Annotated in this window: 12 protein-coding genes and 1 pseudogene; 8 read left to right on the top strand and 5 right to left on the bottom strand. The window is 67.5% G+C overall.

Features of this window, described 5'->3' with window-relative positions:
* From ACK4MH_RS14475 to otsB, 3 genes and pseudogenes are all read right to left on the bottom strand, one after another.
* Positions 1-178: pseudogene (locus ACK4MH_RS14475) on the bottom strand (trehalose-6-phosphate synthase); the annotation flags it as partial.
* Positions 179-220: 42 nt separating this feature from the next.
* Entirely contained in the window at positions 221-2005 is a 1785-nt protein-coding gene (locus ACK4MH_RS14470; RefSeq protein ID WP_409719584.1) for a glycoside hydrolase family 15 protein, read from the bottom strand.
* 4 nt (positions 2006-2009) lie between these two features.
* Complete coding sequence (otsB, locus tag ACK4MH_RS14465) at positions 2010-2768, bottom strand: trehalose-phosphatase (RefSeq protein ID WP_409719582.1); 759 nt, start codon at positions 2766-2768, stop codon at positions 2010-2012.
* 169 nt (positions 2769-2937) lie between these two features.
* Between otsB and ACK4MH_RS14460 the strand changes: the two genes are divergently transcribed.
* From ACK4MH_RS14460 to truA, 8 genes are all read left to right on the top strand, one after another.
* Positions 2938-3930, top strand: coding sequence for an SIS domain-containing protein (locus tag ACK4MH_RS14460; RefSeq protein WP_409719580.1), 993 nt, complete (start codon positions 2938-2940; stop codon positions 3928-3930).
* A gap of 1 nt (position 3931) precedes the next feature.
* Positions 3932-5185 carry a glycosyltransferase family 4 protein gene (locus ACK4MH_RS14455; protein WP_409719578.1) on the top strand — a complete coding sequence of 418 codons (1254 nt, stop codon included), beginning with the start codon at positions 3932-3934 and terminating at the stop codon, positions 5183-5185.
* Between the two features lie 60 nt (positions 5186-5245).
* Entirely contained in the window at positions 5246-6418 is a 1173-nt protein-coding gene (locus tag ACK4MH_RS14450; protein ID WP_409719576.1) for a polysaccharide biosynthesis/export family protein, read from the top strand.
* Between the two features lie 610 nt (positions 6419-7028).
* Positions 7029-7430 (top strand): acyl-CoA thioesterase, encoded by a 402-nt coding sequence (locus ACK4MH_RS14445; protein ID WP_409719592.1) that lies wholly within the window; start codon positions 7029-7031, stop codon positions 7428-7430.
* Between the two features lie 60 nt (positions 7431-7490).
* Positions 7491-8069, top strand: coding sequence for a peptide deformylase (def, locus tag ACK4MH_RS14440; RefSeq protein WP_409719574.1), 579 nt, complete (start codon positions 7491-7493; stop codon positions 8067-8069).
* Positions 8069-8347, top strand: a complete 279-nt coding sequence (locus ACK4MH_RS14435) for a hypothetical protein (protein WP_409719572.1) — start codon at positions 8069-8071, stop codon at positions 8345-8347. Before def ends, ACK4MH_RS14435 begins: the two co-directional genes overlap by 1 nt.
* A 96-nt stretch (positions 8348-8443) precedes the next feature.
* Positions 8444-9367: a methionyl-tRNA formyltransferase gene (gene fmt, locus ACK4MH_RS14430; protein WP_409719570.1), complete on the top strand. Its 924-nt coding sequence runs from the start codon at positions 8444-8446 to the stop codon at positions 9365-9367.
* Positions 9367-10110: a tRNA pseudouridine(38-40) synthase TruA gene (gene truA / locus ACK4MH_RS14425; RefSeq protein ID WP_409719568.1), complete on the top strand. Its 744-nt coding sequence runs from the start codon at positions 9367-9369 to the stop codon at positions 10108-10110. Before fmt ends, truA begins: the two co-directional genes overlap by 1 nt.
* 18 nt (positions 10111-10128) lie before the next feature.
* Here truA and ACK4MH_RS14420 read toward each other — a convergent pair whose 3' ends face one another.
* Positions 10129-11172 (bottom strand): aspartate-semialdehyde dehydrogenase, encoded by a 1044-nt coding sequence (locus tag ACK4MH_RS14420; protein WP_409719566.1) that lies wholly within the window; start codon positions 11170-11172, stop codon positions 10129-10131.
* Between the two features lie 315 nt (positions 11173-11487).
* Complete coding sequence (gene fabB, locus ACK4MH_RS14415; RefSeq protein WP_409719564.1) at positions 11488-12705, bottom strand: beta-ketoacyl-ACP synthase I; 1218 nt, start codon at positions 12703-12705, stop codon at positions 11488-11490.
* Between the last annotated feature and the right edge of the window lie 10 nt (positions 12706-12715).

The raw sequence follows: 12715 nt of genomic DNA, 5'->3' as shown, positions 1-12715 counted from the left end.
GGTCCTCGATCTTCACCTCGCCGGTATAGTGGTCGATCGTTTCGCCGGACCAGCCGAACCACAGGCCGTCGTATTTTCTCAACGCAGCGGACAGGGCCATGGCCAGGCCGCCGGCAGACCCTGCGGCAGGGTCTGCCGGGGCGGAGACCCGGTTGGAAACGACGATAAGGCGGCTCATGACTTCACTTCGAACGGCGACCCCAGCCCCGGGGTCCGGATATTAACGCACATCGGTCCACGAACGGCTCAACAGCACGGCGCAATTGATGATCCCGACAAGCGAATAGGTCTGCGGATAGTTGCCCCACAGTTCGCCGTCGTCGATCGAGATGTCCTCGCTCAACAGGCCTGCGGCCGTGCGGCGGTCCAGCATTTCCTGGAAGATGGTGCGCGCTTCCTCGATCCGGCCGTTCTGGTGCAGGGCCTCGATGAACCAGAAGGTGCAGAAGTTGAAGGCGGTTTCCGGCTCGCCGAAGTCGTCCGGCTCGACGTAGCGGAACAGGAACGGCCCCTTCTTCAGATCGCGCTCGATGGCGTCGAAGGTAGCGACCTGACGCGGATCGTGCGCCTCCAGGAAACCCAGATCGGTCATCTGCAGCAAGGAGGCGTCCAGCTCGCGCCCGCCGAAGCTGGCGGCGAACCGGCCTTCGTCGGGCAGGTAGGCTTCAGCCTCGATCCGCTCGCGGATGATGCGGGCCCGTTCGCGCCAGAACTCGCCGCGATCCGGCAGGCCCAGATGGTCCGCCGCCTTGGCCAGGCGGTCGCAGGCGGCCCAGCACATGACGGAGGAATAGGTGTGCACCCGCGCGATGGTGCGGAACTCCCACAGGCCGGCGTCGGTCTTGTCGTGCATAGCGAAGGCCCGCTCGCCGATGGTCTCCAGCGCATGGAAGTCGTCGAGGGTGCCGGGGCGCAGCAGGCGCGCGTCATAGAAGGCCTGGACCAGCGGCAGGACAATCTGTCCGTACACGTCATGTTGCAGATGCTCGTGCGCCTGGTTGCCGATCCGCACCGGCTTCATGCCGCGATAACCCTCGACGGAATCGACGATGCTTTCGCCGATGCCCGGCTCCAGACCCACGCCATAGACCGGCTGGACGTGACCGCCGGCGGAATCGTCGACCAGGTTCCTCAGATAGACGAGGTAGTTCTCCAGGATGTCCACAGCGCCCAGCCGGTTCAGCGCCCGCACCGTGTAATAGGCGTCGCGAATCCAGCAGTAGCGATAGTCCCAGTTGCGCCCGCTCTCCTTAAACTCGGGCACCGAGGTCGTCATGGCGGCGACGATGGCGCCGGTCTCTTCATAGGCGCAAAGCTTCAGCGTGATCGCCGCGCGGATCACCGCCTCCTGATAGTCCAGCGGCAGATAGAGTTTGCGCACCCAGTCCTGCCAGTAGGCCACCGTCCGGTCCAGCGCGCCCTGCACGCCGTGACCGACATCCTGGTCGTAGCCCTCGTCCGGACCCAGGAAGAAGGCGTGCGGCCGTTCCAGCCGGAACACCCGTTCCTCCAGCACGTGCGACACCGGACAATCGGTCGTCAGGCGGAAGGTCACGTCGGCGCACATATAGCGGATGTGGTTGGAGCCGGAGGTGTTCGGCGCCGGGCGCGCGCCCCAGTCCGTCGAGGGCCGCAGCCTGACCCTAATGCGCGGCGTGCCCGACAGCGGCCGCACCATCCGCGCAAAGGCCAGCGGGCGATAGGTGCGTGAATGTTTGGGATGGCGCGGGGCGAAGTCGATGATCTCTGCGCTCGAACCGTCCTCGGCCGTCATCACTGTGCGCAGCACCGGGGTATTGCGGACATAGGCCTGCTCGATCGATGTCATCCCCTCCATCTCGATGGCCCAGAAACCGTGATCGGGTTCCTCTCCGTCCATCAGGGCGGAAAACACCGGGTCGCCGTCCACGCGGGGTGCGCAGGCCCAGACGAAGCGGCCCTGACGGTCGATCAGGGCGCTGACGCCGCAGTTGCCGATGGGGAAAAGATCAAGATTGGGCTTCATCGGTTCAGGCCTTCGCTACGGCTTCAAGCCAGGTCAGTACGGCATCGACATCATCAAGGCGGTAACGCGCCGCCGTCTCGCGCTCGGGCCCGACCAGCACGCCATAGCCGCCCAGGACCGCCGCCGCCTCGAACCCGTATTCATCGGTCAGGTCGTCGCCCAGCATGACCGGAACCGCGCCCTTGAACGGCGCCTCCTGCATGAAGGCGGTGACAGCCGTGCCCTTGTCGGCCCCCGGAGTCTTCAGTTCCAGCACCATATGGCCGGGTTGAAGCGTCAGGCCGGTTTCGGATTGAAGTTCGGCGGCCAGCGCCTTGGCGGCGCCCGCCTCGTCTGGCGCCTGTCGGTAATGCAGGCCGACCGACACGCCCTTGTCCTCGACAATTATGCCGGGCCGGTCGGCGGCAAAGGCCTCGAACGCCTCCATGGCCTCGGCGACCCCAGCGTCCGCCGTCTTGCGCTGGATCGAGCCGTCCTTCAGACGGCGCTCCAGACCATGCACGCCCGAACCGGACATCAGGGCGTTGTCGGAGATGCGGTCGATCTCGGCGATGGTGCGCCCGCTGACGATGGCGACGCGACCGGACAGGCGCGCCTCGACCGCCTTCAGCGCCGACGTGCGTCGCGCCGTGGGCAGGACCGCGTCAGGCGTAGGGGCCATCGGCGCCAGGACGCCGTCCATGTCCAGAAACAGGGCGATCCCGTCGGCGACGACAGGCGGTGTCGGGAGCAATAGCGAAGCGGCTCCGGCATGAGACGGCATTGACGATCAGACTCTTTATTTTGACTTCCCCGGCGACCGTAACGCGCCAATGCGGCAAAGGTTGACCAGAAACCGACAAAGTCGTCTGAAAGGAGGGCGGCGCGCGCCACGCAGTCACGGTGGATCGCGCCCGTCAAAGAAGGAGAGCCCGGTTGCGGGCCGTCACAGCATGACCGAGATCGTTCACTCGACCCCCGAAGACATCGCTGGCATGACCGATCGCGCGCGCGAGGTCGTCCGGCTGAACATCGAGGCGCTGGAGGCGCTGGAGCGTTCGATCGATGTGTCGATGGCCCGCGCCGTCGACGTGATCATGAGCCGACCTGGCTATGTCGTCGTCACGGGCATGGGCAAGTCGGGCCATATCGGCGGCAAGATCGCCGCGACCCTGGCGTCGACGGGCACCAACGCCTTCTTCGTTCACCCGGCCGAAATGAGCCACGGCGACTTGGGCATGCTGCGTCCGGACGTGACCGTGCTGGCGATTTCCAACTCGGGCGAGAGCCGCGAACTGCGCGATCCGCTGATCTATTGCCAGCGCAACGGCATCCCCGTCATCGCCATTACCCAACGCCCCGCCAGCTTCCTGGGGCGCAACGCCGCCGTCTGCCTGACCATGCCCAAGGTGGCTGAGGCCTGTCCCAACGGCCTGGCCCCCACCACCTCGACCCTGATGACCCTGGCCCTGGGCGATGCCCTGGCCATGGTGCTGATGGATCGTCGGGAGTTCACGGCGATGGACTTCGGCCTGCATCACCCCGGCGGCGCCCTGGGCATGAGCCTGCAGAGCGTGCGCGAATGGATGGGCGACAACGCCGCCGCTCCGGCCAGCGTGCCGCTGAACGCGAGCTTTGGAGATGTGGTGTCGGCCGTCACCGAGGGCCGCAAGGGCGCCGTGGCCGTACTGGCCGATGACGGCTCGCTGGTCGGGATCGTCACCGACGGCGACCTGCGCCGGGCCTTCCAGCGCGACACCACCCATCTGAAAGCGGCCGACATCATGGGGGCCAACCCCATTACCGTCGATCCCGATGCGCGTATGAGCGATGTCGTCGATCTGCTGACAGCCAACAAGATCGCCAATCTGTTCGTGGTCGAGAACGGAAAGCCTACGGCCATCGTCCATGTCGCCGAACTGATGCAGGCCGGCTACGTCGCCTGAAATGCGTATTCTCTATGACGCCAGCCGGCTGATGAGCCGGGCCGACCGCTCCGCCCCGACCGGCGTGGACCGAGTCTGTCTGGCCTATGCCGAATGGCTGCTGGCCTCGCCGAACGTGACGACCATTCCAGTGCGGGGTCGCAAGAACCGGCTCGTCGCCGTCGAGATCGGCTGGTTCCGACGTTTCGTCGTCGATCTGCGGGCCAAATGGAACGGGGCGGCCAGTTCTCCAGCCGATCTTGCGCACGAACAGCGACTGCTGGCGGCCCTGACCTCAGAGACTCGGCCCGCCGCATCGGTGCTGGGCGCGCCCCCGGCCCCCGTGCAGGAGAAGCCCGCCGACAAGACTCGCGTGCTGAAACAGTTCTTTCGGTCCCGTCACGCCAAGCCTTTGCCGGAGGCCGACCTCTATTTGACCGTAGGGCACACCACCCTGCACGATCCGGCGGCGCTTCAAGGTCTTCAGGCGGCCGGAATCGAGCGGGTCGTCCTGATCCACGACCTGATTCCTGTGACCCATCCCGAGTTCTGCCGCCCTGGCGATGGCGAGAAACATCATGCGCGCGTCGCCAACACCCTGCGCCTCGCCAGCCGGATCATCGTTAACTCGGCCTACACCGGCGAGGAATTGCGCGCCTTCGCCAGTCGTGAAGGCCTGCCCCAGCCCCCCATCCACATCGCCCACCTTGGGCTGGAGCCGGCATTCGTCGCCGGCGACGCCGTCGCGGCGGCCCGGCCCTATTTCGTCCATGTCGGCACCATAGAGGCGCGCAAGAACCTGGCCCTTCTGCTGACGCTGTGGCGCCGGCTGGAGGAGCGGCTGGGCGAGCGAACCCCGTCGCTGGTGCTGGTCGGCCGCTACGGCTGGGAGAACGAGGCGGTGCTGGATCATCTGCAACGCTCGCCCAATCTGCAGGGGGTGGTGCATCAGGCCTCCAACCTGTCCGACGCCGTCCTCGCGCGTCTGATGCGCGGCGCCCGCGCCGTGCTGGCCCCCTCCTCCGTCGAGGGGTTCGACCTGCCGGCGGTCGAGGCCTGCGCCATGGGCTTGCCCCTGATCGCCTCCGACATCCCGCCGCACCGCGAACTGACGCCGAACGCCGAACTGATCGACCCGCTTGACGGCCTGGGCTGGCTGGCCGCCATCGAGCGCGCCACGCAGGCGGCCCCAGCATCGCCCCCGGCCTATATCGCCCCGGACTGGCCAGGGCATTTCCGCATCGTCGCCGACGCCATCGGCCTTGAACACGCCTAGCCTCTGGCGAGCGCGTTCAAAGGCTTGTAATCAATCCGCGAACAAGGGCTACCCCGCTTCATGACTCGCACCATCCTGCCGCTCGCCATCGTCGCCATCCTGGGCGGCTGCTCCACCCTGCCGCGCGACGGACCGTCGGGCGCCTCGGTCAACGCCGGCGCCACCACAGCTTCCACCCTGGGCAGCTACGCCCTGGTGCCGCTGACCTACGAGGTCACCGAGCGGATGAAACAGGTGCCCCCGCAATTCTTCGGCACCCTGGCCGCCGGATCCAGCGACCAGCCCGCCGACGTGATTGGCGAAGGCGACACCTTGGCGATCTCGATATTCGATCCTTCCGGCTCGTTGTTCGGCGGAACCCTGGGCTCCGGCTCGTCGTCCGGCCGCACGAATACGACCCTGACCGGTGGCAATCAGGCCCTGCCGGGCGCCGTCGTTGATCGCTCCGGCTCGGTCGCCATTCCGTTCGGCGGTCAGGTTCGCGTCCAGGGCCTGACCTCGACCCAAGCGGCGGCGGCCATCCGACGTTCGTTGGTCGGCAAGGTCGCCAACCCTCAGGTTCTGGTATCCATCGCCGGCAACGCCTCCAACACCGTCAACGTTCTGGGCGACGTGCGCCAGCCGGGCCGCGCGCCTCTGGGCGTCAACAGCGACCGTATCCTGGACGTCATCGCGGCGGCCGGCGGCTCGGCCCGCACGACCGACGACCTGACCATCTCGATCCAGCGCGAGGGCCAGACCTACACCGCCCCCCTGTCGGCCGTGACGACCGAGTTCGGCGAGAACGTCCGCCTGCAACGCGGTGACGTGGTCAATGTCCAGTACAAGCCTCGCCGTTTCTCGACCTTCGGCGGCCTGAACGCCGTGGCCCAGGTCGACATGCCGGCCGGCCCCATGACCCTGACCGGCGCCATGTCCAAGGTCGGCGGCTTGAACACCAACACCGCCAACGCCCGTCGCGTTCTGATCTTCCGCTTCGAACGCCCCGAGGTGGCCCAGGCCCTGGGGATCAACCAGCCCGCCACCCCGCGCGGCGTGCCGGTGGTCTATGAACTGGACTTCAGCGACGCCGCCAACGTCTTCGCCGCCACCAACATGCAGGTCATGCCGGAAGACGTGATCTATGTGCCCCTGGCCGGCGCCGCCGAGATGCGGAAATTCTTCGAGGTGGTTCAGAGCCTGACCCGCGTCGTCTATGACGTGTCGGTGACCAGCACGCTCAACAACAACTGACATCATGGCCAGACGGCGGGCGCTGCTTTCGGGTCTGTTCTCACGCAGGCCCGCCGCCGCGCCTGCCGACGACCGCGCTGATCCGTTCGAGCGTCCTGCCGATCTGGACCCCGCCGAACCCGACGCCTTGGACCTGGCGCTGGACGAGATCGAGGCCGGCGCGCTCGACATCTACGCCGGCGCCGGCTGGCCGACGCAGCCCGGTCACTACCGGCGCGAGCCCGACAGCGAGGAGTGGACGTTTCTGTCCGCCGACCTTGGGCCATCCGAACGGTTCGCCCTGGCGCTTGAATACCCACCCGAACAGGGCTGGCGGTTCGCGCGGCTTCAGGATCTGGGTGCCCGCTCGGAGCGCGAAGACCTTCGCGCCGCCGCCCGTCTTCTGGGCGATGTCGCAGCGTTGCGAAACGCCCGGCGAGAAACCCTGACCCAGGACCATCTTCTCACCGCTATGGAGCTGGGCGCCGCCTGGCGTGCGCTGCGAGACGCCCAGGCCGTGCGTACCTCCCGTTTGACACTCTCTGTGCCGGCGCGGACAAAGATCGCTCAAAGGCGACAAGCCGCAAAAGCCGCGCTAGAGAGCCCGCCTCCCCGAACAGCAGGCTCCATCATGTCCGACGCCCCCGAAAAACCGCCCGAGTTCCAGCCCGTCGGCCGCATCATCGCCATGCCGGCGGACACCAATCCCGAGGGCGACATCTTCGGCGGCTGGCTGCTGGCTCAGATGGACGTGGCGGGCGCGACCCCGGCGTTCGAACTGGCTTGCGGACGCTGCGCCACCGTGGCGCTGGACAGCATGGTCTTTCACCAGCCCGTCTCGGTCGGCGACGAGGTCAGCATCTACGCCCATGTCATCGGCTCGGGTCGCACCTCGATCCGCGTTCAGGTCGAGGCCTGGAAACGGGCGCGGGGCCAGCCCCAGGCCGCGTCCGTGCGGGTGACCCAGGGCGTCTTCACCTATGTCGCCATCGACGAGCACCGCAAACCGCGTGCGCTTCCTGGCAAAGAATAGGGCCGGCAAGGAATAGGCGCAAATCTTGACCTGACGCCGGGGCGGGCTTACGTCCCGGCCATGGCCATCCGACGCATCCTCACCATCGACAACGCCGCCGACCTGGCGATCCTGAAGCAGGTTTCCACGCCCGTCGCGGCGGTGGACGACGCCGTCCGCGCCCTGATGGACGATATGCTGGAGACCATGTACGACGCGCCCGGCATCGGCCTGGCCGCCGTGCAGGTCGGCGCCCTGGACCGGGTCATCGTCATGGACCTGGGCGATCGCGACGGCACGATCCCCGAGACCGAGGAAGAGGACACGCCCGAGGCGTTCGAGGCGCGCAAAAACCCGCGTTTCTTCGCCAATCCGGAAATCCTGTGGACCTCGGACGAGCTCTACACCTACGAAGAGGGCTGCCTGTCGATCCCCGAGTATTTCGACAAGGTGGAACGCCCGGCCCGCGTCCGCATTCGTTATCTGAACCGTGACGGTCAGTCGGTGGAGGAAGAGGCCGAGGGCCTCTATGCCGTCTGCATCCAGCACGAGATGGACCACCTTAACGGCGTGCTCTTCATCGACCATCTGTCGCGTCTCAAGCGGGATCGCGCCGTGACCAAGGTCAAGAAGGCCGCCCGCGACAGGATCGCCGCCTGATGACCAAGATCGTCCGCCCCGAACGTATCGAACGCGCCGCGCGCCGCATCGCGCCGGCCATTCCGCGCGGCCGCTCGCTGATCATCGATTCCGAGGGCCGTCGTCGCCTGACCCGCAGCCAGAAGATCGGCGTCGCCGGGGTCGCGACCCTGGCGGGCGTGGCCCTGCTGGGCGTGGTGGCGGGCCTGCTGCTGGACAAGCTGCTCGACTTTGACGACGCCCTGGACGCGGGCGGCGAATGGGACGAGGGCGGCGGCGTCTTCACCCGCTGGCAGTAGGCGGCCTAAACCGCCTTCTTGGAGAGCATGATTCACGCTTCGGCCTGAACCGCATTGCAGTTCCGTCCGAAACGATCATGCTCTAAAGGCGTGCCCATGCGCCTTGCCTTCATGGGAACTCCCGACTTCGCCGTGCCGTCCCTGGCCGAGCTGATCGCCTCGGGTCACGAGATTGTCGCAGTCTATTCGCAGCCGCCGCGCCCCAGGGGCCGGGGCCAGAAGCTGACGCCGTCGCCGGTCCACGCCTTCGCCGAGACTATGGGCCTGCCGGTCTTCACGCCCGAGTCGATGAAGAGCCCGGACGCCATCGCCGCCTTCCAGAGCCTGGACCTCGACGCCGCCTGCGTCGTCGCCTACGGTCAGATCCTCAAGGCCGAGGTGCTGGATGCGCCCCGCCTGGGCTGTTTCAATCTTCATGGTTCGCTGCTGCCCCGCTGGCGCGGCGCGGCGCCGATCCAGCGCGCCATCATGGCCGGCGACGCCCAGACCGGCGCCCAGATCATGCAGATGGGCGTCGGGCTGGACGAAGGCCCCATCCTGCTGACCGAACTGATGGACATCCGCGCCGACGACACGGCCGCCACCCTGTCTGAGCGCATGTCTCATGTCGGCGCCGGCCTGTGGCCCCGGGCGCTGGCCGCCATCGAGCGCGGCAGCGTCACCCCGTCGGAACAGGTCGGCGAACCGACCTATGCGAAGAAGATCACCCCCGCCGAAGCCCGCATCGACTGGACCCGTCCCGCCGCCGAGGTGGACGCCCACATCCGCGGCCTGTCGCCCTTCCCCGGCGCCTGGTTTGAAGCGCCGTCAGAGGCCGGACCGGTACGGGTCAAGGCCCTGCTGTCGGCCCTCGCCGACGGATCCGGCGCGCCCGGCGCGGTGCTGGACGACACCCTGACTGTCGCCTGCGGCACCGGCGCCCTACGCCTGATCCGGGTCCAGCGCGAAGGCAAGGCGGCGCAATCGGCCGATGAGATGCTGCGCGGCTTCCCCCTGCCGGTCGGGACCGTGCTCGGCTGATGCCGCGCTACAAGCTGATCATCGAATACGACGGCACGGCCTATAACGGCTTCCAGGCGCAACCGGACCAGCCGACGGTTCAGGGCGCGCTGGAGGCCGCCATCCTGGCCTTCTCGGGCGAGCAGGTCCGTATCGCCGCCGCCGGGCGCACCGACACCGGCGTTCACGCCACGGCCCAGGTCATCCATGCGGATCTGGAGCGCGACTGGTCGGTGGACACCGTCCTGAACGCCATGAACGCCCATCTAGTGAAACAGGATGTCTGCGTCCTGTCCGCCGAGCCGGCGCCCGATCCGGAGTGGCACGCCCGCTTCTCCGCCACTGGCCGGGGCTATCTGTACCGGATCCTGAACCGCCGCCCCCAGCCGGTGCTGGAGCGGGACCGGGTCTGGCACGTCAAGAAGACCCTGGACGCCGAGGCCATGCACCACGCCGCCCAGGTCCTGGTCGGTCTGCACGACTTCACCACCTTCCGCGACGTGGGCTGCCAGTCCAAGTCGCCGGTCAAGACCCTGGACGTGGCCCGTGTCAGCCGTTTCGGCGAGGAGGTGCACCTGGTCTTCCAGGCCCGCAGCTTCCTGCACCGTCAGGTCCGGTCGATGGCCGGAACCCTGGTCGAGGTGGGTCTGGGCCGCTGGACCGCCCATGACGTCAAGGCGGCGCTGGAGGCGAAGGACCGCGCCCGGTGCGGTCCCGTCGCCCCCTCGGCGGGGCTCTATCTCAGCGGCGTGCGCTACGACTGAACCCCGCCTGTGGTCGGATCAGCCGCGCTGCTGGACCAGAACCTCGGCGATCTGAACCGCGTTCAGAGCCGCGCCCTTCCTCAGATTGTCGTTCGAGACGAACAGGGCCAGGCCGTGCTCGACCGTCGGATCGGGACGCACCCGGCCCACGAAGACGGGATCCTGACCCGCGGCCTCCAGCGGGTTCGGCACGGCTGTCACCACCACGCCGGGCGCCTGGGCCAGCAGTTCCAACGCCTGGGCCGCCGACAGCGGGCGTTCGAACTCGACATTGATCGACAGCGAGTGACCGGTGAAGACCGGCACCCGCACGCAGGTGCCCGACACCGGCAGGCCGGGGATCTCCAGGATCTTGCGGCTCTCGTCGCGCAGCTTCAGCTCCTCGTCGGTATAGCCGTCCTCGCCGAGCGTGTAGTTCAGGGCCACCACATTGGCGGCGATCGGCACGACCCACTTTTCGGGCGCGCCGAAGTCCACGGCCCCGCCGTCGCGGGCCAGGGCCGCGCCCTGCCCCACGGTGGCGCGCGCCTGGTCCTCCAGCACCCGGATGCCCTCGATCCCGCCGCCCGAGACGGCCTGATAGGTCGAGACCGTCAGACGCTTCAGCCCCGCCGCGTCGTGCAGGGGCTTCAGCACCGGCATGGCGGCCATGGTGGTGCAGTTGGGGTTGGCGATGATCCCCTTGGGCAGGTTGGCCAAGGCGTGGGGGTTCACCTCGGCGACCACCAGCGGCACCTCGGGGTCGCTGCGCCAAGCCGAGGAGTTGTCGATCACCACCGCGCCGGCCGCCGCCACCTTGGGCGCCAGAGCCTTGGACGTATCCCCGCCGGCCGAGAAGAAGACGATGTCCAGACCGGCGTAGTTCGCGCTCGCCGCATCCTCGACCACGATGTCGGTCTCGCCGAAGCGGATCGTCTTGCCCGCCGACCGGGCCGAGGCGAACAGGCGCAGCGAGGCCAGCGGGAAGTTCCGCTCGGCTAACAGCCCGCGCATCATCTCGCCGACGAGGCCGGTGGCGCCGACGATACCGACGTGCGTGGGATTGGACGGGGAAAAGGACATTCAGGCGTCTCCTAGAAGAATGGAGGCGCGGGGCTCAGCCGGATCGACCGCCCCGCGCATCGGCGGGGCTTGGGATCGGGGTTCGGCGCTTCAGACCTTGCGCACACCCGAAACCGCCCCGCCGAAGCCGGTGGTTTTCGAGGTCATCGCTTTGGTCAGGCGCTGGGTCACGGCGACGCTCTCTAAGGGCGAGAGCCGGTCGTGTAAACAGACAAATTGGTAAAGATCGGCCGCAGATGACGCTATTGGGCTTCTACGGCGCAAAGTTTCGTCATCCCAGGACTTGTCCCTGGGATGACGAGTCATCGTAGAGGGTCAGACCTTCGACAGGATCAGCGTACCGTTGGTGCCGCCGAAGCCGAAGCTGTTGGACATGACGTGGGTCAGTTCGCCCTCGTGGCGTTTGCGCAGGATGGGCATGCCCTCGAAGGCCGGATCGAGGTTTTCGATATGGGCGCTCTCGGCCGCAAAACCGTTCTGCATCATCAGCAGGCAGTAGATGGCTTCCTGCGCGCCCGCCGCGCCGAGCGAATGGCCCGTCAGCGACTTGGTCGAGGAGATCATCGGCATCTGGTCGCCGAAGACGGCGCGGACGGCTTCCATTTCCTTGGAGTCGCCGACCGGGGTCGAGGTGCCGTGCGGGTTCAGATAGTCGATCCGGGGATTGCCGGCCTGTTCCAGCGCGATCTTCATGCAGCGTTGCGCGCCCTCGCCCGAGGGGGCGACCATGTCATGGCCGTCGGAATTGGCGCCGTAGCCGGTGACTTCGGCGTAGATGGTTGCGCCGCGGGCCTTGGCCCGCTCGTATTCTTCAAGAACCACGATGCCGGCGCCGCCGGCGATGACGAAACCGTCGCGGTTGACGTCATAGGCGCGCGAGGCGACCGACGGATTGTCGTTGAAGTCGGACGACATGGCGCCCATGGCGTCGAACATGTTCGACATGGACCAGTCGATGTCCTCGCAGCCGCCGGCGAAGACCACGTCCTGCTTGCCCCACTGGATCTGTTCGACCCCGGCGCCGATGCAGTGGGCGCTGGTCGCGCAGGCCGAGCTGATCGAATAGTTGACGCCGCGCATCTGGAACCAGGTGGACAGCACCGCCGAGGGGCCGGACGCCATGGCCTTGGGCACCGCGAACGGGCCGATGCGCTTGGGCGACCCGCGCTCGACCGTGGTGGCGGCGGCCTGCAGGATGACCTGGGTCGAGGGACCGCCCTCGCCGACGATCAGACCGATGCGGTCGTCCTTGATCTCGTCCGCCGTCATGCCCGACGACTTCAGCGCCTCTTCGAAGGCGATGTGCCCCCAGGCCGTGCCGTTGGCCAGGAAGCGGGCCGCGCGACGGTCCACCAGTTCCTCCCACGGGCCGATCTTGGGCGGCGCCCAGACCTGGCTGCGGAAGCCGTATTTGGCGTGATCTGGGGCATGGACGACGCCCGAACGGGCTTCGCGCAGGGACTGGGTGACCTCTTCGGCGCCGTGACCGATGGAGGAGACGATGCCCAGGCCAGTGACGACGACACGACGCATGGTGTTTCCT

The organism is Brevundimonas sp. (assembly GCF_046295075.1).
Classification (GTDB): Bacteria; Pseudomonadota; Alphaproteobacteria; order Caulobacterales; family Caulobacteraceae; genus Brevundimonas.
This window is presented reverse-complemented; position numbering and strand designations above follow the sequence as displayed.

What these genes read in the sequence shown, in the direction of transcription:
- ACK4MH_RS14470 (WP_409719584.1), bottom strand. Translation starts at nt 2,005, where the DNA reads ATGAAGCCCAATCTTGATCTTTTCCCCATCGGCAACTGCGGCGTCAGC.
- otsB (WP_409719582.1), bottom strand. Translation starts at nt 2,768, where the DNA reads ATGCCGTCTCATGCCGGAGCCGCTTCGCTATTGCTCCCGACACCGCCT.
- ACK4MH_RS14460 (WP_409719580.1), top strand. Translation starts at nt 2,938, where the DNA reads ATGACCGAGATCGTTCACTCGACCCCCGAAGACATCGCTGGCATGACC.
- ACK4MH_RS14455 (WP_409719578.1), top strand. Translation starts at nt 3,932, where the DNA reads ATGCGTATTCTCTATGACGCCAGCCGGCTGATGAGCCGGGCCGACCGC.
- ACK4MH_RS14450 (WP_409719576.1), top strand. Translation starts at nt 5,246, where the DNA reads ATGACTCGCACCATCCTGCCGCTCGCCATCGTCGCCATCCTGGGCGGC.
- ACK4MH_RS14445 (WP_409719592.1), top strand. Translation starts at nt 7,029, where the DNA reads ATGTCCGACGCCCCCGAAAAACCGCCCGAGTTCCAGCCCGTCGGCCGC.
- def (WP_409719574.1), top strand. Translation starts at nt 7,491, where the DNA reads ATGGCCATCCGACGCATCCTCACCATCGACAACGCCGCCGACCTGGCG.
- ACK4MH_RS14435 (WP_409719572.1), top strand. Translation starts at nt 8,069, where the DNA reads ATGACCAAGATCGTCCGCCCCGAACGTATCGAACGCGCCGCGCGCCGC.
- fmt (WP_409719570.1), top strand. Translation starts at nt 8,444, where the DNA reads ATGCGCCTTGCCTTCATGGGAACTCCCGACTTCGCCGTGCCGTCCCTG.
- truA (WP_409719568.1), top strand. Translation starts at nt 9,367, where the DNA reads ATGCCGCGCTACAAGCTGATCATCGAATACGACGGCACGGCCTATAAC.
- ACK4MH_RS14420 (WP_409719566.1), bottom strand. Translation starts at nt 11,172, where the DNA reads ATGTCCTTTTCCCCGTCCAATCCCACGCACGTCGGTATCGTCGGCGCC.
- fabB (WP_409719564.1), bottom strand. Translation starts at nt 12,705, where the DNA reads ATGCGTCGTGTCGTCGTCACTGGCCTGGGCATCGTCTCCTCCATCGGT.